This is a genomic window from Lelliottia nimipressuralis (assembly GCF_004115925.1).
GTDB classification, from domain to species: Bacteria; Pseudomonadota; Gammaproteobacteria; order Enterobacterales; family Enterobacteriaceae; genus Enterobacter; species Enterobacter nimipressuralis.
This window is the reverse complement of sequence record NZ_SDDX01000001.1, coordinates 436862-453806: the sequence shown is the minus strand read 5'-3', so window position 1 is coordinate 453806 and position 16945 is coordinate 436862. Positions and strand designations below refer to the sequence as shown.

Sequence of the window (16945 nt, the reverse complement as noted above, 5' to 3'; positions counted from 1 at the left end):
GGAGAAAAATTATGAAAGCACAACATATCACCCCGGCGCAGGCCAAAAGCCGCGTCATCACGCCCGATGAGATGGTGTCCTGCAATCTGGCGTTTATCGACTGCAAACTGCCCGGCTCGCACCTCAAGCAGAACTACTCCTTCATCGGGCCGGGAGTCACCCAGTCATCGGCGCAGGTGGTCAATATTCCGGAACCGCACGGCTTTAATATTGGCGCAGCGGCGATGCCGAAAGGGGTCACCAATAACCTGCATCTGCACTTCACCGCTGAGGTGTTTTTGATTCATGAAGGCACCTGGCGTTTTCGCTGGGGGGCGAACGGCGAAAACGAGGCCGAGTTCAGCGCGCCGGCCATTCTGTCGATTCCGACGTGGATTTTCCGTGGCTTTACCAACGTTAGTCCGCAAGAGACCTGCGGCATGGTCTACACGGTGCTTGGCGGGAATAACACCGGGGGGATCATCTGGCATCCGTCCATTCTGGCGGCGGCCAGCGAATACGGGCTGTATCTGAGCAAAGACAATATGCTGCTCGACGTGAACGCGGGCGATACGATGCCGGATGCCTCACAGCTGTTAACACCGCTGCCGCCGGAAGAGATCGCCGCCCTGCGCCGCTATTCTGTCGAGGAGATGCGTCAGCGTGCCGTCATCGGCGACGATCGCCGCTGGTCAGCGGACGGCCTGCTGGATTCGGTACTGCCGGGTCATGGCGGGGAGATCGCGCCGGTGATTGGTTTTGGTATGTCGCAGGACCGCCACTCAGCACCGGCGATTGTGAATCCGCACGGGTTTTCCGTCGAATGGCTGCGCCTCGCCGCTGAGCATGTGGTCGGGCGTCATCTCTGCCCGGACGTGCAGGTGATTATGGTGTTCAAAGGGTCGCTGAAGGTGACGTGGAATCAGGCGGGCGAAGAGGTGAGCGTGATCGCGCCGGAGCGCTCGGTGATTTCCGTTCCGGCCAACAGCTGGCGTCAGTATTGTGCGGTCGGGGGTGACGTGGAGTGCATTCTGACCACTCAGGGCGATCAGCGTAAACGCGTCTACTGGGATGACGAGATTCTGGCGCAAGCCAAAGGCTATAACCGCTGTCTCGATCCGGACGGATATGTGGCGGCGGTTGATTTGCTGCCAGTGACGGCGCGTAAGGCGGGTGTAAAGCTGGAAGTGTTGCCGGACTAACCGGCGATATAGGGCGGGTCTGTCCCGCCCTGAAAAGCGTTATTCGAAGTAGACCTGAGGATTGTCAGACAGGGAGATAAAGGTTTTGCTCTCTTTATCCAGCGCGAGGATCTCGCCGCTTTCGATGTCATACACCCAGCCGTGCAGGCGGATGGCGTTATTGCGCAGCCCCACCGCCACCGATGGATGGGTTTTGATGTTGCTTAGCTGGGCAAACACGTTCTCCTGCACCATGCCATTCACTTTATCAGTCGGCGTGGCCCAGGTTTTCTTTTCGACCACGGCTTTGGCCGCATCGGAATAGCGCAGCCAGTGGGACACCGCAGGCATCGGGTCCAGATTCGCATTGTCAGCAATCGCCTTCATCGCACCGCAGTTGGAGTGGCCGCAAATCACAATATCGGTCACGCCCAGCGCTACCACCGCATACTCAATCGTCGCAGAGACACCGCCTGGCTCAGGGCCAAACGGCGGCACAATGTTGCCAGCATTTCGAATGACAAAGAGCTGTCCAGGTTCCTGCTGCGTCACCAGTTCGGGGACCAGACGGCTGTCTGAGCAGGAGATAAAAAGCGCTTTGGGATTCTGGCTGGACGCTAAACTACGGAAGAGTTCTTTACGTTGCGGGAAAATCTCTTTTTGAAAGCTGAGAAAACCTTCAATGATATGTTGCATAGCAATGTCTCTTTTATCTGTTTTAGTTTAGGCATGATCGCGATCACGCTTGTGAAGTTTACCCACCGCGCTTTACTTCATACAAGAAATATATTTCTGCCCTGATTGCATGACGATGTCGTGTGCGTTTTCGGTGATGTTTTGTCCTTCAAAGGCGCCGTAGAGCCGCTGGAACGGGACCTCCCGCAGTCGGTCGGTTATCGCACTGACCGCCGCCCCCGGCAGGGGAAGCATATTCGGGTAACTCCACATAAACGACACCCGGTCCGCGCCGGGCGTCACCTGCAAAATATCCCCGGCGAGCAGGACGCCGCTACCGCAATCCCAGTGCAATACCGTTCCGCCCGCAAAATGGCCGCCCAGACGCAGCAGCCGCACGCCGGGTAGCAGATCCTGAGTGTCCCCCTCCCAGAAGCGCAGCGCCGGGCTGTCGCGCATCACCCACTCCCGGTCGCTGGCATGGAGATAAACCGGCGCGTCAAACGCCGCCGCCCAGTCCTGCATGGTAGTGTAATAATGGGGATGGGAGATCGCAATGGCGTGCAGCCCGCCCAGCGCGTCAATCAGCGTGCGGGTGGCAGGGTCCAGCGTGGCGATGCAATCCCACAGGATATTACCGTGCGGTGTGGTCAGCAGGATCGCGCGCTGGTTGATGGCAAATTTGGGTACGGTTTTAAGGCTTAGCAGGCCTGGCTCAAGCTGCTGCCATTTGTTGGTGTGGTTGGTGACAACGGTGTCAAAATCCACCCACTGTTGCCCGCCAACGGGAACATACTGGCGCTCATCTTCACAAATCGCGCAGCGTTCCACTGCGCCCGTGGTGGTGTCATAGGATGTCCCGCAGGTTTTGCACAGTGTGATCATTTTCCCTCCTCTCAGCCGTCAGAGAAAGAGTATGGCAGGGATTGGCGTTACGTGCGGTGAGGTACTTTCACCGACTTTTTTATCCTATACTCTGCCAACAGCAAAACTGAACTCAGCAGGTACATAATGGAAATTGATCTCGATAATCTGGTGTTTAACGGTCTGGAAGAGGCGCAAGAGCGCAACGCGGAACGTCTGGAAGATGCAGACAAGAAAGCGCAGGCGGTTGTTGCTGACGATGATTGCGGCGATGCCTGCAAGATCTGACCGTCAAGGCCGGGTGGCGGCTTCGCCCTACCCGGCTTTTTTAACGTCTAAGCCGTAGAGCGTTTGTTACTTTTTCACACTGTCCAGCGCCTGCTGTGCACAGGCTTCATCTAACTGACCGCCCGGCGCACCGCCGATACCGATTGCACCAATCACCTCATCGCCCTCTTTCACCGGCAAACCACCTGCCAGCAGCAAGAAGCCTGGAACGTCACGCATATTCTGTGCGCCCGCGTTGCTTTGTGCGGCTTCCATCACCTTGCCGGAGGCATTTTTGGTGCTGAGCGCGGTAAACGCCTTCATCTCACTGGCTTTTACCGTATGCGGACCGGCGTTATCGGTGCGCTGCATGGCTTTCACCACGCCCGCACGATCCACTACCGTCACGCTGACCTGGTAATTTTTGGCGCGACAGGCCTGAATCGCCGCGCTCGCCAGGGCATTCGCCTGGGTGAGGGAGATATTTTTCTGCGTCAGGGTTTCTGCCTGCGCGGATACCGACATCATTCCTGCCACCAGCGCGGCTACCGTCATTAACGTTTTCATCGCAATTCCTCGAATGTGGGAGACACAGCGATGCTATCGGGATGCGCGGTTGAGCGGTATTCGGTTGATTACGCAGCCCACCTGGTAGTTATACGGATTGCAATTTGTCGTACTCACGGATGGCCTGCACCAGGCTGCTCACGCCGAGCTTGGCAAACAGGGCCGCGCGGTGCGCTTCAACGGTTCTGGGTGATAAATTCAGGCGCGCCGCCACCTCTTTATTGCTGCGCCCCTCCATCAGTTCGCAAAGCACTTCGTGCTCCCGCGCCGTCAATTGTTCAAACAGCGCTTTCACCCGCTTCACCTCCTGCCAGTGGGTCGTGCGGCGCTGGCTCTCCTCAAACGCGCGAGCGAGGGTTTCGATAAGCTTATCGGCATCCAGCGGCTTGGTGAAAAACTCGAAAACCCCTTGGTGAAACGCCCGACGGCAGGCATCAACGGTGCCGTGCCCGGTCATGACGATCACCGGCAGCAGCGGCCACGGCCACGCGCCCTCTTCCAGCCAGGTCAGCCCACCTTTGCCCGGCATGCGCATATCCAGCAGCAGACAGCCCGCGAGCGCCCGGTCGTTGCTATACCTTTCGGTAAACGCCTCGATGCTGGCAAAGGTTTTCACCTCCCAGTGCATGCCCGAGAGAAGAAAGGCCATTGACTCTCTGATGGCGGCGTCGTCATCAATCAAATAGACCACATTACCCATGTGCGGCTCCGTTACCCGGTTCCAGTTGCAACACGATCTGCGCCCCGCCCTCCGGCGTGTTAGCGAGCGCAATCGTGCCATTCATGCGCATCATTAGCGATTCCGTGAGCGTCATCCCGAGACCAATCCCCTTTTCTCTGCCGCTGTAGAACGGCATAAACGCCTTCTCCAGCGCCTCCGGGCTGAACCCTGGCCCGCCGTCGGTCATGATAATTTCGATGACCCTGTTTTTACGCTGGCTGGTGATGTGTACCCAGCCGCGCGCGTTCTCCTGCTGGGCCTGAATCGCATTGCTGAGCAGATTGTGTAACACCTGCTCCAGCCACAGCCTGTCGGCCAGCACGGTGGCGGCGTCGGAAGGGAAAGCGTGGCTGACGGTGATGTGCTCCGATTTGCGCTCATGCTCCAGCAAATTCACCACATGCTGCCAGCACTGGGCTAAATCGATATCGCTGAGCGTGACTTTTTCCTGCACCACATGTTCACGAAAGCGCGCCAGCAGTTCGCCGATGCGCTGAGTCTGAATCAGCGCCGCGCCGAGCGCATGGCCCACCGCCTGCGGATTCTCCTGCGCCAACTGTCGCTGCGCCCCCTGAATCCAGGTCTGCGCCGCCGTCAGCGGCTGGTTGATTTCATGCACAATGCCGGCGGTGATCTCGCCGAGCGTATTCAGTCGCGCATGCTGATAATACCAGGCTCGCTGCTCGGCGTTTTGCCGCTGCAAGCGTTGCCAAAGCACACCGCTCCCCGCCGCAACGATGGCCGCCCAGCCGACAAACAGCAGCGGGAATAGCGCCCAGGAGATTTGCAGCCAGTGCGGTTCAGCATCCGCCGTAAGGGTAAAGGGCTGCGTATGCTGAGGGAATGCCCGCTGCCAGTGCCAGAACGCCGTCGATGAGGGATGCGCATCGGCTGCTGACAAGCTGATAGTGAGATGGGAAAAACGGTGCGTGGCGGCGAGCAGCGGACGCAGATCGATCCGCACCCGGATCTGCCGCCACGGATTGTACAGCCAATACTGGTCGTCACGGAGCGGCTCAACGCGAGCAGCATCCAGCGCACGGCCCGCTGTTTTTTCCAGGGCCAGAATGTGGGGGAATTTTTTGCGCAGCGCCGTCAGATCTTCGTCGCCATTAAGCAGGGGCAAAACAGATTCGTTTTGCGTCAGCACCGCGCTGATGGCGGAAAAGAGCGCGGTAAATTCACGATCGCGCTCCCAGAACTGGCGGCGGATCTGTTCGGCATACAGCAGGACGCTGCTCAGCAGGCAGACAATTATCCACACCACCAGGGCACGCCGGATCAAATTTTGGCTGTTCATTCAGTCTTCAGGCGAGGTGATTTTTGCCTTAGACCTTAGCAGGTTGACGGATTAAGAACAAAAAAAAGCCGATACGTTCAGGTATCGGCTGCACAGCTCGTTCCAGTAGGTCATGCGCGTGTGGCGCAGCTCAGCGTGGTGTTTTGTCATGGAACCACTCCGGGTCGATGTTGGCGACGTCGACGCCGTACAGACTGGCGATCGGCAGCACCGATTCAATAACACGTTGCGCGCTGTTCTCCGTCTCTGATTTGGCGACAAAAAACCGCCGTAACGTATTCACCCAGTTTTGCATGGTCCCACTCCTCTCGATGGCGTCTGAACTCAGTTAACCCCCAAACTGGACTTAACGGAAATACCAATATCAGCTGACTATTTTCAGAATTCGCAAATACATCGCCTTCCGTCACTTACCCGTAACACGCTGTTCACTAATACCTTTTTGCATATAGCAAAGAACATTTTCTTATTTGGCGATAGATAACGCTTATGGGAGCGTATCCGGACAAAACAAAAACAACGGGATACTTGAGGGAACTATGGCTACACATAAAAAGCACTATCACACACTGGCACTGGCGCTCGGTTTACTGACCACAGGCGGCCTTTTATCGACCCAGGCGCAGGCCGATCAGCTGGCGGATATCAAAGCCGCTGGCGTGGTGAAAGTCGCCACGTTTGATGCCAACCCACCGTTCGGCTCCATCGATGCCAAAACGCACGATATCGTTGGCTATGACGTCGATTTCGCCAAAGCGCTGGCCAAAAAACTTGGCGTGAAGCTGGAGCTGGTCGCCACGAATCCGGCGAACCGCATTCCACTGCTGCAGTCGGGTAAAGCCGATCTGATCGTCGCCGACATCACCATCACCCCGGAGCGTGCTCAGGTGATTGATTTCTCCACCCCTTATTTCGTGACCGGTCAGCAGTTCCTGGTTCCGGCAAAATCGGCGGATAAGCTGGATGATTACAGCAAAGCGCGCATCGGCGCGGTGAAAGGCACCACCGGCGAGCAGGCGCTGCACCAGCGTTTCCCGCAATCCCGCGTGCTCTCTTACGACGATATTCCGCTGGCGTTAACCGCCCTGCGCAACGGTAACGTGCAGGCGATTACCCAGGACAGCACCATTCTGGCCGGTTTACTGGCCCAGGCGCCGGATAAAGCCGATTTTAAAATCCTGCCGGATTTGCTCAGTAAAGAGGAGATCGGGGTGGGAGTGAAGAAAGGCGAAACCGCGCTGTTGAACGTGGTGAATGACGAGCTGGTGAATCTTGAGAAAACCGGCGACGCCGCCAAAATTTATGACGTCTGGTTTGGCCCACAAACCGCCTCACCTCAGCCTCGCGCCTTTAAAATAGAAGCCCAGTAATATGCTCTCAGCGCTTTTTTCACGCTCCGCGGCCCGTGCCGCGGATTTTTCACATCTGGAGCAGGCAAGCGTTGAGTTCCGCGATGTGGTCAAACGCTACGGCGATCATCAGGTGCTGAAAGGTATTTCACTTCGCATTGAGCCAGGGGAAGTGGTGGCGATTCTGGGGCCGTCCGGTTCCGGTAAGTCCACGCTGATTCGCCTCATCAATCAGCTGGAGTCCCTCAACGGCGGCGAGATCCTGATAGACAACAAACCCACCCGCAAGCTGACCGGCCCCGCCCTGCGCCAGCTTCGTAGTCGGGTGGGATTTGTGTTCCAGCAATTTAACCTTTACGCCCATCTGACCGCCAGCCAGAACATCAGTCTGGCGCTTGAGCATGTTCACGGCTGGAAAGCGCCGCAGGCGCAGGAGCGTGCCCTGACGCTGCTGGAGAAAGTCGGGATGGTGGAGAAAGCCAGCCACTACCCGGCCGAGCTTTCTGGCGGGCAGCAGCAGCGCGTGGCCATTGCCAGAGCGCTGGCCTCATCGCCGCAAATTATCCTGTTCGATGAGCCAACGTCGGCCCTTGACCCGGAAATGATTGGTGAGGTTCTGCAGGTGATGAAGGCTCTCGCCCACAGCGGGATTACGATGATTGTGGTGACGCACGAGATGCAGTTTGCCCGCGAAATCGCCGACCGGGTGGTGTTCATCGACGGCGGACAGATTCTGGAGACCGCCCCGCCGGAGCAGTTTTTCCGCCATCCAGACCATCCTCGCGCCCGACAGTTCCTGCAAAAGGTGCTGAACCCGCTGCATCAGGAGCCATCCTGATGCCCGCCCTCGACTGGCAAGGGGTACTGACCGGACAGCCCTTGCAGTGGATTTTATCCGGCTTTCTGACCACCCTGTGGGTGACGCTCGCGGGGATGATCATCGCCAGCGTCTTCGCCATACTGCTTTTGCTTCTCCGTCTGGCAGGCGGGAAAACGGGAAACGCTCTCGTGGCGGCGTGGGTCTCTCTGTTTCGCAACACGCCGTTACTGGTGCAGCTATTGTTCTGGTATTTCGCGGCCTGGAACGGGCTGCCGCAGGCACTTCGCAGCTTCATCAACGCCGATCACAGCTGGTCGATTCTGCCGGGGGATGTCTGGTGGTTTACACCGGAGTTTCTCTGTTCCGCGTGGGGGCTGGGCGTGTTTACCTCCGCGTTCTTAATCGAGGAGATCGCCTCGGGATTGCAGGCGGTGCCATCGGGGCAGCGACAGGCGGCGCTGACGCAGGGGTTCTCCTCCTGGCGACTGTTCCGCTACATCCTGCTGCCTCAGGGGCTGGCAAACGCCTGGCAGCCGGTGGTCGGGCAGTATTTGAACTTAATGAAACTCTCCTCTCTTGCCAGCGGTATCGGCTTTGCCGAGCTGACCTATCAGGTGCGCCAGATTGAGAGCTATAACGCCCACGCGCTGGAAGCTTTTACCGTCGGCACCGTGCTGTATCTGCTGACGGGCGTGTTGCTGGGGCTACTGCTGGTGAGGCTTGGGCCGTCCACTAAACGCCGCCCGCGTGCGCGTCATGCGGCTATCAACGCCGGGAGGGAACACGCATGATCGCCGGGCTGAATGTCATTATCGATAACCTGGATTATCTGCTCTGGGGACGGATGTCCGCCGGTCAGCCTGGCGGGGTGTTGCTGACGCTGCTGATGGCGCTGGGCGCTGCCGTGCTGGCGCTGCCGGGCGGCATTGCGCTCGCGGCGCTCGCCTGGCGGTTTCCGGGCCTCGTGCGCAACACGCTGTTTTTGTGGGCCGAGCTGATTCGTGGTATCCCGCTGATCTTCGTGATTTTCTGGATGTGGTATTTACTGCCGCTTTTAACGGGTGGCGATCTCCCCGGCGCGTTGACCGTAACCCTGGCGCTGGCGTGGTTTACCGCGGCCGCCGTGATGCACTCCGTGCTGGCCGGGCTGAGGGCTTTGCCGGACGGGCAATTTGAGGCGGCGTTAACTCAGGGATTTGGTACGCAGCAGACGCTGTGGCTGATCCTGCTGCCGCAGGTGTTGCGCAATATTCTGCCGTCTCTGCTGGGGATTTTTATCAGTCTGCTGAAAGACACGTCGCTGGCTTTTATTGTCAACGTGCCGGAACTGACCACCGTTGCCGGCCAGGTGAACAACCGGGTGCAGATTTACCCGGCGGCCATTTTTATCTTTACCGGCGTGGTCTATTACCTGCTCTGCTGCTCGCTTGAGCAGATCGCTAAACGCTGGCGTTTCACCCCGCCAGCGCTTTAACCACCGTTTCCATCGCTTGCGTTGTCAGTTCACTGCGTTTCACGCGCTGGTTCGCCAGCGCGGTACGCAGCACGCCCGCAATGACGATATGCTTAGGCTCCTGCCCTAAATCCCGCATCTCAAGAACGACCTTCCCCACTACCCGGCACATTTCCTGATAAAGCGCGTCGTCTTTGGTCACATTGCCCATTGCTACCACTCCATTGCTTTAAAGGAGCAGCTTAAATGATTAACAGAATGGATACAAAAAAAGCCCGGCGATCGCTCGCCGGGCCTGGGTCTTTTATCCAGGGGATTAGTTGTTTACCGGAATCACAGCGCCTTTATATTTGGTGCGGATCCAGTCCTGAATCTCTTTGGAGTGCAGCACGTCCACCAGCGCCACGATATCTTTCTTCTTCTCGTCGCCGCGATGCACGGTGATGATGTTCGCATACGGGTTGTTCTCACCGCTCTCGACCGCGATCGGGTCGTGAACCGGGTCCAGACCTGCATCAATGGCGTAGTTGGCGTTAATCACGACCGCCGCGCCTTCGTCGTTGTTATACATCTGCGGCAGCAGAGAGGCTTCGACGTTTGGCGTGAACTGCAGTTTTTTCGGGTTTTCGACGATGTCGCTGATGCGCGCGGTCACTTTATCGATGCCTGGCTTCAGTTTGATCACGCCCTCCTTCTCGAAGATAGAGAGAATACGCCCCTCTTCGGAGACCGCATCACGCATGATGATTTTGCCGCCTTCCGGCAGATCTTTCAGGGATTTGTATTTTTTGGAGTAGATACCAATCGGCTCGATGTGAATCGCACCGGCACTGACGAAATCATAATCTTTATCGCCCGCATGATCTTTCAGCACGCTGTTCAGGTAAGGAATGTGCTGGAAGTAGTTCGCGTCGATATCACGGCCTGCCAGCGCGGTGTTGGGCAGGATGTAGTCCTGGAAAGGTTTGATCTCCAGATCGATACCCTGTTTCGCAAGAATCGGCTTCGCCTGCTCCAGAATTTCCGCATGCGGGGTGTTGGACGCGCCTACGGTCAGCGTATCCGCCCAGGAGGCAAAGCTCAGGGCGCTCAGGGTTGCGGCGGCAATCAGTGTCAGTGTCTTTTTCATGATGTGGTTTCCTGTGTGTTTTATCGTTTATCTAACAGTGAAGTAATGACGTCGCCGCAGAACTGGATAATGAAAACGATGATCAAAATAGTCACCGTTGCCACCAGCGTGACATCACCGTGGTTGCGCTGGAATCCTTCCAGATAAGCCAGATTTCCCAAACCACCGGCGCCAATCACCCCCGCCATTGCGCTGTAGCTCACCAGTGCAATCAGCGTCACCGTAATGCCTGAGACCAGTGCAGGTGATGATTCCGGCAGTAAAACCCGAAAAATTAAGGTGCTCAGACGTGCGCCCATCGAACGCGTCGCCTCAATGACCCCTTTGTCCACTTCACGCAGGGCGATCTCCACCAGACGCGCATAAAACGGTGCCGCGCCGACAATCAGCGCCGGGAGCGCGGCGTTGGCCCCCAAAATCGTCCCGACGATGGTCTTGGTGAACGGGATCAGCAGGACAATCAAAATAATGAACGGAATCGAGCGGAAAACGTTCACCACAATGGATATGACGCTGTAGACGGTGCGGTTGTGGAACAATCCGCCGCGCGCCGTCAGGAACAGCGCCAGCCCCAGGACAATCCCCAACACAAAGGTCGCGACGCCGGAGATCGCCGTCATGTAGAGCGTTTCCAGGGTGGCGGCCCACAGCTGGTCCCATTTCAGATGCGGAAAAAGCGTCTCAGCCATGTTTAATTACCTCGCCATCAATATCGCTGTGCTTCAGGTCGGCGAGGATATTGTTCAGTTGCTCTTCGGATGCCACGACGTGCACCCATAATTGGCCGAAAACACCGTGTGCCGTTTGCGTCATTTTGCCGTGCAGAATGTTAAACGGCAGGCCGTAACGCAGGGTCAGCTCCCCGACAATCGGCTTGTGGGTGCTGTGCCCGGTGAAAGTCAGGCGGATCACCGTGCCTTCCAGCTCGTTCGCCAGCTCCGGATTAAAAGCCTCTTCTTCGGTGTACTGGCTCACCTGGCGCACAAACTGCTGGGTGATCGGTTTTTGCGGATGGGTGAAAACGCCGAGGACATCGCCCTCTTCCACCACTTTGCCGTTTTCCATCACCGCCACGCGGTCGCAGATTTTGCGCACCACGTGCATTTCGTGGGTGATCAGCACGATGGTGAGATTAAAACGACGGTTAATGTCGAGCAGCAGATCGAGGATCTGATCCGTCGTTTGCGGGTCGAGGGCGGAGGTCGCTTCATCACACAGCAGTACGTCCGGGTTATTTGCCAGCGCCCGGGCAATGCCCACACGCTGTTTTTGCCCGCCGCTGAGCTGCGACGGATAAGCATTTTCGCGGCCTTTCAGCCCCACCAGATCCACCAGCTCTGCAACGCGGGCGTTAATTTTGGCTTTCGGCACGCCCGCGATTTGCATTGAGAAGGCGATATTCTCCCTGACCGTACGCGACCAGAGCAGGTTGAAGTGCTGGAACACCATGCTAATTTTCAGGCGCGCCTGGCGCAGTGCTTCGCCTTTGGCCGAGGAGATCTCCTGGCCGCTGATGGTCACGCTGCCAGAGGTCGGCTTTTCCAGCCCGTTCAGCAGGCGAATCAGCGTACTTTTTCCGGCGCCGCTGTAGCCGATAATCCCGTAAATCTGCCCCTGTTCGACCGTCAAATTGACGTTATCAACGGCGGTAAGTGCCACTTTTCCGTTGTCAAAAACCTTCGAAATATTCCTGAGAACAATCATTATTTTTCGTTATCCGTTACGCATATAGCGGTTTAGCAGTATGGATGTCCAAAAGATAGTAATCAGACGTTATGATGTTTTAAATGAACAAAATCGAATGTCTTATAACGCCGAGGAATATGTGGCGTGGCGACTGGGCGCAGGATGATTAGCTTATTTTCAGCAATGATTATCTGCACAATGCATATGTGGCAGCGCCTGAGGCGCAAAAACGGTCATTTTTGCCGCATTTTCTCCTTATATAGCCATCCTCACATCCAGAGCACTTTACGGCTTGCTGTCTTAACTGCCAAATCAGCCATTTATATTACTTTCCGTTCTAACAGGCAGTGAAACGTTCTTTCTTGAGGAAATTTCATAGTCCTATCATCCAGCCATGTCTCTGTTAAGGAAAAGACCATGGCGATTTATCACTCCGTGACTGAACTGATTGGCCGCACGCCGCTCATCCAGTTGCACAAGCTGGATACCGGCCTGTGCTCGCTGTTTTTAAAACTCGAAAACCAGAATCCTGGCGGCTCGATTAAGGACCGCGTGGCCCTGTCGATGATCAACGAAGCCGAGCGCAAAGGACTACTCGCACCGGGCGGCACCATTATTGAAGCCACGGCGGGCAATACCGGGCTGGGGCTGGCGCTGATTGCGGCGCAAAAAGGCTATGCGCTGGTACTGGTGGTGCCGGACAAAATGAGCCGCGAGAAGATTTTTCATCTGCGCGCGCTGGGCGCTCAGGTGGTGCTGACGCGCTCCGACGTCAACAAAGGCCACCCGGCCTACTATCAGGACTACGCGAAGCGGCTGGCGCAGGAGATCCCCGGCAGCTTCTATATTGACCAGTTCAATAACGAGGCCAACCCGCTGGCGCACAGCACCTCTACTGCGCCCGAGCTGTTTGAACAGCTGGACGGCAGGATCGACGCGATTGTGGTTGGCGTAGGGTCCGGCGGTACGCTCGGCGGGCTGCAGGCGTGGTTTGCGCAGCACTCTCCGCACACGGAGTTTGTGCTGGCCGATCCGGCCGGTTCAGTGCTGGCGGATCAGGTGGAGTCGGGCCGTCACCATGAAGCGGGTTCGTGGCTGGTCGAGGGGATCGGCGAAGACTTCATTCCGCCGCTGGCGCACATCGAAGGCGTGCATCAGGCCTATCGCGTCACCGACCGCGAAGCCTTCACCACCGCCCGCGACCTGCTAAAAACCGAAGGCATTCTGGCCGGCTCCTCCAGCGGCACCCTGCTGGCGGCGGCGCTGCGCTATTGCCAGGCGCAAACCACCCCGAAACGGGTGGTGACCTTTGCCTGCGACAGCGGGAATAAGTATCTGTCGAAAATGTTCAACGACGACTGGATGCGCCAGCAGGGGCTGATCTCCCGCCCGCAAACCGGCGATCTCTCTGATTATATCGCCCTGCGTCACGACGAAGGCGCGACCGTTACTGCCGCCCCGGATGACAGCCTGGCGACCGTGCTGGCGCGTATGCGGCTGTACGATATCTCACAGCTGCCGGTTTTAGAGAACGGTCAGGTGGTGGGCATTGTCGACGAATGGGATCTGGTTAGCCATATCGCAGGGGACGGCGAGCGTTTCGCCCTGCCCGTCACCGAGGCAATGACCCGCAACGTCGAGGTGCTCGACAAACATGCCTCTGAGAGCGCGCTGAAACCGATCTTTGACCGCGGTCTTGTGGCCGTGATTAACGACCGCGATCGCTTTCTGGGCCTGATTACGCGCAGCGATGTCCTCACCGTGTGGCGCAACCGTCTCCAACAATAAGGAACAATAATGATGAAAAACCTGGCAACCTTGAGCGTCCACAGCGGCGAGTTTAACGATCAGCACGGCGCGGTGATGCCGCCCATTTACGCCACCTCGACGTTTGCGCAACCGTCTCCCGGCGAACATACGGGCTACGAGTATTCCCGCAGCGGTAACCCGACGCGCCATGCGCTGGAAACGGCGATTGCCGAGCTGGAGAGCGGAACGCGCGGATATGCCTTTGCCTCCGGTCTGGCGGCGATCTCTACCGTGCTGGAGCTGCTGGATAAAGACAGCCATATCGTCGCCATCGACGATGTGTACGGCGGCACATATCGCCTGATTGAAAACGTGCGCAAACGCAGCACGGGATTGCAGGTGAGCTGGGTGAAACCTGGCGATTTATCGGCCCTTGAAGCGGCAATCCGCCCCGATACCAAAATGATCTGGGTGGAAACCCCGACTAACCCTTTGCTGAAACTGGTGGATCTCGCGGCTATCGCAGAGATCGCGCGTCGCCATCGCATCATTAGCGTGGCGGATAATACCTTTGCCTCGCCGGTGATCCATCGTCCGCTGGAGTTGGGTTTTGATATCGTTGTTCATTCCGCGACGAAATATCTCAACGGCCACTCTGACGTGGTGGCGGGCCTGGCGGTGGTGGGCGACAATCGCGAACTCGCTGACCAGCTGGGCTATCTGCAAAACGCCGTCGGCGGCGTGCTCGACCCGTTTAGCAGCTTCCTGACCCTGCGTGGCATTCGTACCCTCGCCCTGCGCGTCGAAAAGCACAGCGCCAACGCGCTGGCGATTGCGCAATGGCTGGAGCAGCATCCGGCGGTCGAAAAAGTGTGGTTCCCGTGGCTGGAATCTCATCCGCATTACCAGCTGGCACGCGTGCAGATGGCCCTGCCGGGCGGGATGATTTCCGTGGTCGTCAAAGGTGATGCGCAACAGGCCACCGCGATTATCCGCAAGCTGAAACTCTTTACCCTCGCCGAGAGCCTGGGCGGCGTGGAAAGCCTGGTCAGCCAGCCCTACAGCATGACCCATGCGTCGATTCCGCTGGAACAGCGGTTGGCCAACGGCATCGTTCCGCAGCTGATTCGTTTGTCCGTCGGGATTGAAGATACCCACGATCTGATCGCAGACCTCGAACAAGCGCTGAAAAATTAAGCGAAATGCGGCAGACGTTCCCTCTGCCGCAACAAGATAGCGTTTAGCCTTAACGCGTTGATAACAATCTTTTGTGAAACTGCACAGAATCTTTTTGAAACACCGTTTCCATTTTCCTTTTATCTGAAAATCAGCGTATAATGCGCGCCTAATCCCTGGGTGAATGGTTTCAGCGCTTGGAATACAAAAAACAACGTACAACTTCTCCTCTCCTTCGTTGGGCCAAGACTCAGGCACACTTTCTTCTGCACGCTCATTTGATGTCACCTATCCTTAGTGTGTGTCATTTAAAATTTCGCTACACAGGTTTGACTCTGCGGCAGTGCGCCCCCGGAGCGAGATTTCCATATCCTTCCCAACTTAAAGACTAAGACTGTCATGAAAAAGACGAAAATTGTTTGCACCATGGCCCGAAAACCGAATCTGAAGAGATGCTGAGCAAAATGCTGGACGCCGGCATGAACGTAATGCGTCTGAACTTCTCTCACGGCGACTATGCTGAACACGGCCAACGTATTCAGAACTTGCGCAACGTGATGAGCAAGACCGGTAAAAAAGCAGCGATCCTGCTGGATACCAAAGGTCCGGAAATCCGTACCATTAAACTGGAAGGCGGCAACGACGTCTCCCTGAAAGCGGGCCAGACCTTCACCTTCACGACTGACAAATCCGTTGTGGGTAACAACGAAATCGTTGCTGTGACGTACGAAGGTTTCACCACCGACCTGTCCGTTGGCAACACCGTGCTGGTGGATGACGGCCTGATCGGTATGGAAGTGACCGCTATCGAAGGCAAAAACGTTGTTTGTAAAGTGCTGAACAACGGCGACCTGGGCGAGAACAAGGGCGTTAACCTGCCAGGCGTTTCCATCGCACTGCCAGCCCTGGCTGAAAAAGACAAACAAGACCTGATCTTCGGTTGCGAGCAAGGCGTTGATTTCGTTGCAGCGTCCTTTATCCGTAAACGTTCCGACGTGACCGAAATCCGTGAGCACCTGAAAGCCCACGGCGGCGAGAAGATCCAGATCATCTCCAAAATCGAAAACCAGGAAGGCCTGAACAACTTCGACGAAATCCTCGAAGCGTCTGACGGCATCATGGTTGCTCGTGGCGATCTGGGCGTTGAAATCCCGGTTGAAGAAGTGATCTTCGCGCAGAAGATGATGATCGAGAAGTGTGTGCGTGCACGTAAAGTGGTTATCACTGCCACGCAGATGCTCGACTCTATGATCAAAAACCCACGCCCTACCCGCGCAGAAGCCGGTGACGTGGCGAACGCCATCCTCGACGGTACCGATGCAGTAATGCTGTCTGGCGAATCCGCGAAAGGTAAATACCCGCTGGAAGCCGTGACCATCATGGCTACCATCTGCGAGCGTACTGACCGCGTTATGACCAGCCGTCTGGATAACAGCAACGACAGCCGTAAACTGCGTATCACCGAAGCCGTTTGCCGTGGTGCCGTTGAAACCGCTGAGAAACTGGATGCACCGCTGATCGTGGTGGCGACCCAGGGCGGCAAATCCGCTAAGGCCGTGCGTAAATACTTCCCGAACGCCACCATCCTGGCGCTGACCACCAACGAAACCACTGCTCGTCAGCTGGTTCTGAGCAAAGGCGTGATCCCACACCTGGTGAAAGAGATCGCGTCTACCGACGATTTCTACCGTCTGGGTAAAGAAGTAGCTCTGCAGTTGGTTGATTGTGGTCTGGCACGTAAAGGTGACGTTGTGGTGATGGTTTCTGGTGCGCTGGTACCAAGCGGAACGACCAATACGGCGTCTGTTCACGTCCTGTAATCATTATCAAACGAATTGATTTGCTAAAAAAGCGCCTCCGGGCGCTTTTTTTATTTATGGCATTAGCCATGTTTATTCAAAATGCAAATCGAGTTTTTCTATTTAAGAGCGATTTATCTAAGATGAATCCGATGAAAAATGTCTTTTTTAACATAGCTTTTTCGGCAAAAGGGGCAGATTCGTTGTTTCTTTGAGCGAACGATCAAAAA

Annotated in this window: 19 protein-coding genes and 1 pseudogene; 10 read left to right on the top strand and 10 right to left on the bottom strand. The window is 56.6% G+C overall.

What is annotated here, in order from left to right:
- The first annotated feature begins 11 nt into the window (after positions 1 to 11).
- Positions 12 to 1181, top strand: coding sequence for a cupin domain-containing protein (locus tag ETG88_RS02190; RefSeq protein WP_129034444.1), 1170 nt, complete (start codon positions 12 to 14; stop codon positions 1179 to 1181).
- 39 nt (positions 1182 to 1220) lie between these two features.
- Here the strand turns inward: ETG88_RS02190 and ETG88_RS02185 are convergent, their stop codons facing one another.
- Both ETG88_RS02185 and ETG88_RS02180 read right to left on the bottom strand, forming a co-directional pair.
- Positions 1221 to 1856: a carbonic anhydrase gene (locus ETG88_RS02185; RefSeq protein ID WP_100780429.1), complete on the bottom strand. Its 636-nt coding sequence runs from the start codon at positions 1854 to 1856 to the stop codon at positions 1221 to 1223.
- 72 nt (positions 1857 to 1928) lie between these two features.
- Positions 1929 to 2720, bottom strand: a complete 792-nt coding sequence (locus ETG88_RS02180; RefSeq protein ID WP_129034443.1) for an MBL fold metallo-hydrolase — start codon at positions 2718 to 2720, stop codon at positions 1929 to 1931.
- 126 nt (positions 2721 to 2846) lie between these two features.
- Here ETG88_RS02180 and ETG88_RS02175 point away from each other — a divergent pair, with 126 nt between their 5' ends.
- On the top strand, positions 2847 to 2987 hold the full coding sequence (locus ETG88_RS02175) for a hypothetical protein (protein WP_095281773.1): 141 nt from the start codon (positions 2847 to 2849) through the stop codon (positions 2985 to 2987).
- 66 nt (positions 2988 to 3053) lie between these two features.
- On the opposite strand, the gene ETG88_RS02170 is transcribed toward ETG88_RS02175, so the two are convergent.
- From ETG88_RS02170 to ETG88_RS22230, 4 genes are all read right to left on the bottom strand, one after another.
- Positions 3054 to 3533 (bottom strand): GlcG/HbpS family heme-binding protein, encoded by a 480-nt coding sequence (locus ETG88_RS02170; RefSeq protein ID WP_129034442.1) that lies wholly within the window; start codon positions 3531 to 3533, stop codon positions 3054 to 3056.
- 88 nt (positions 3534 to 3621) lie between these two features.
- A complete protein-coding gene (locus ETG88_RS02165; protein WP_102103542.1) occupies positions 3622 to 4233 on the bottom strand; it encodes a response regulator transcription factor in 612 nt (203 codons plus the stop codon).
- A complete protein-coding gene (locus ETG88_RS02160; RefSeq protein ID WP_129034441.1) occupies positions 4226 to 5554 on the bottom strand; it encodes a sensor histidine kinase in 1329 nt (442 codons plus the stop codon). The genes ETG88_RS02165 and ETG88_RS02160 overlap by 8 nt, the downstream gene beginning before the upstream one ends.
- A gap of 130 nt (positions 5555 to 5684) precedes the next feature.
- On the bottom strand, positions 5685 to 5849 hold the full coding sequence (locus tag ETG88_RS22230; RefSeq protein ID WP_164971748.1) for a hypothetical protein: 165 nt from the start codon (positions 5847 to 5849) through the stop codon (positions 5685 to 5687).
- Positions 5850 to 6093: 244 nt separating this feature from the next.
- Here ETG88_RS22230 and ETG88_RS02155 point away from each other — a divergent pair, with 244 nt between their 5' ends.
- The 4 genes from ETG88_RS02155 to ETG88_RS02140 are packed head-to-tail and all read left to right on the top strand — an operon-like array spanning position 6094 to position 9197.
- Positions 6094 to 6924 (top strand): ABC transporter substrate-binding protein, encoded by an 831-nt coding sequence (locus ETG88_RS02155; protein ID WP_107703714.1) that lies wholly within the window; start codon positions 6094 to 6096, stop codon positions 6922 to 6924.
- A gap of 1 nt (position 6925) precedes the next feature.
- Positions 6926 to 7741 carry an amino acid ABC transporter ATP-binding protein gene (locus tag ETG88_RS02150; RefSeq protein ID WP_129034440.1) on the top strand — a complete coding sequence of 272 codons (816 nt, stop codon included), beginning with the start codon at positions 6926 to 6928 and terminating at the stop codon, positions 7739 to 7741.
- Positions 7741 to 8514 (top strand): amino acid ABC transporter permease, encoded by a 774-nt coding sequence (locus ETG88_RS02145; RefSeq protein ID WP_129034439.1) that lies wholly within the window; start codon positions 7741 to 7743, stop codon positions 8512 to 8514. Before ETG88_RS02150 ends, ETG88_RS02145 begins: the two co-directional genes overlap by 1 nt.
- Entirely contained in the window at positions 8511 to 9197 is a 687-nt protein-coding gene (locus tag ETG88_RS02140) for an amino acid ABC transporter permease (RefSeq protein WP_129034438.1), read from the top strand. Before ETG88_RS02145 ends, ETG88_RS02140 begins: the two co-directional genes overlap by 4 nt.
- On the opposite strand, the gene fumD is transcribed toward ETG88_RS02140, so the two are convergent.
- The 4 genes from fumD to ETG88_RS02120 all read right to left on the bottom strand — a co-directional run bounded on the left by fumD (position 9178) and on the right by ETG88_RS02120 (position 12009).
- Positions 9178 to 9387, bottom strand: coding sequence for a fumarate hydratase FumD (gene fumD / locus ETG88_RS02135; RefSeq protein WP_014069945.1), 210 nt, complete (start codon positions 9385 to 9387; stop codon positions 9178 to 9180). The two genes, ETG88_RS02140 and fumD, sit on opposite strands and share 20 nt — an antisense overlap.
- A 105-nt stretch (positions 9388 to 9492) precedes the next feature.
- Complete coding sequence (locus ETG88_RS02130; protein WP_006174916.1) at positions 9493 to 10305, bottom strand: MetQ/NlpA family ABC transporter substrate-binding protein; 813 nt, start codon at positions 10303 to 10305, stop codon at positions 9493 to 9495.
- A gap of 20 nt (positions 10306 to 10325) precedes the next feature.
- A complete protein-coding gene (locus tag ETG88_RS02125; RefSeq protein WP_100780438.1) occupies positions 10326 to 10994 on the bottom strand; it encodes a methionine ABC transporter permease in 669 nt (222 codons plus the stop codon).
- Positions 10987 to 12009, bottom strand: coding sequence for a methionine ABC transporter ATP-binding protein (locus ETG88_RS02120; RefSeq protein WP_129034437.1), 1023 nt, complete (start codon positions 12007 to 12009; stop codon positions 10987 to 10989). Before ETG88_RS02120 ends, ETG88_RS02125 begins: the two co-directional genes overlap by 8 nt.
- A gap of 399 nt (positions 12010 to 12408) precedes the next feature.
- On the opposite strand from ETG88_RS02120, the gene ETG88_RS02115 reads away from it, so the two are divergent.
- The 4 genes and pseudogenes from ETG88_RS02115 to pykF all read left to right on the top strand — a co-directional run bounded on the left by ETG88_RS02115 (position 12409) and on the right by pykF (position 16736).
- On the top strand, positions 12409 to 13779 hold the full coding sequence (locus tag ETG88_RS02115) for a pyridoxal-phosphate dependent enzyme (protein WP_129034436.1): 1371 nt from the start codon (positions 12409 to 12411) through the stop codon (positions 13777 to 13779).
- Between the two features lie 12 nt (positions 13780 to 13791).
- Positions 13792 to 14937, top strand: coding sequence for a trans-sulfuration enzyme family protein (locus ETG88_RS02110; RefSeq protein ID WP_129034467.1), 1146 nt, complete (start codon positions 13792 to 13794; stop codon positions 14935 to 14937).
- A 176-nt stretch (positions 14938 to 15113) separates the two neighbouring features.
- The gene (gene ynhH, locus ETG88_RS22620) at positions 15114 to 15308 is read left to right on the top strand and encodes a protein YnhH (RefSeq protein ID WP_420890799.1); all 195 of its coding nucleotides are present in this window, start codon (positions 15114 to 15116) and stop codon (positions 15306 to 15308) included.
- Positions 15309 to 15315: 7 nt separating this feature from the next.
- A pseudogene (gene pykF / locus ETG88_RS02105) lies at positions 15316 to 16736 on the top strand (pyruvate kinase PykF).
- Positions 16737 to 16945 lie beyond the last annotated feature (209 nt).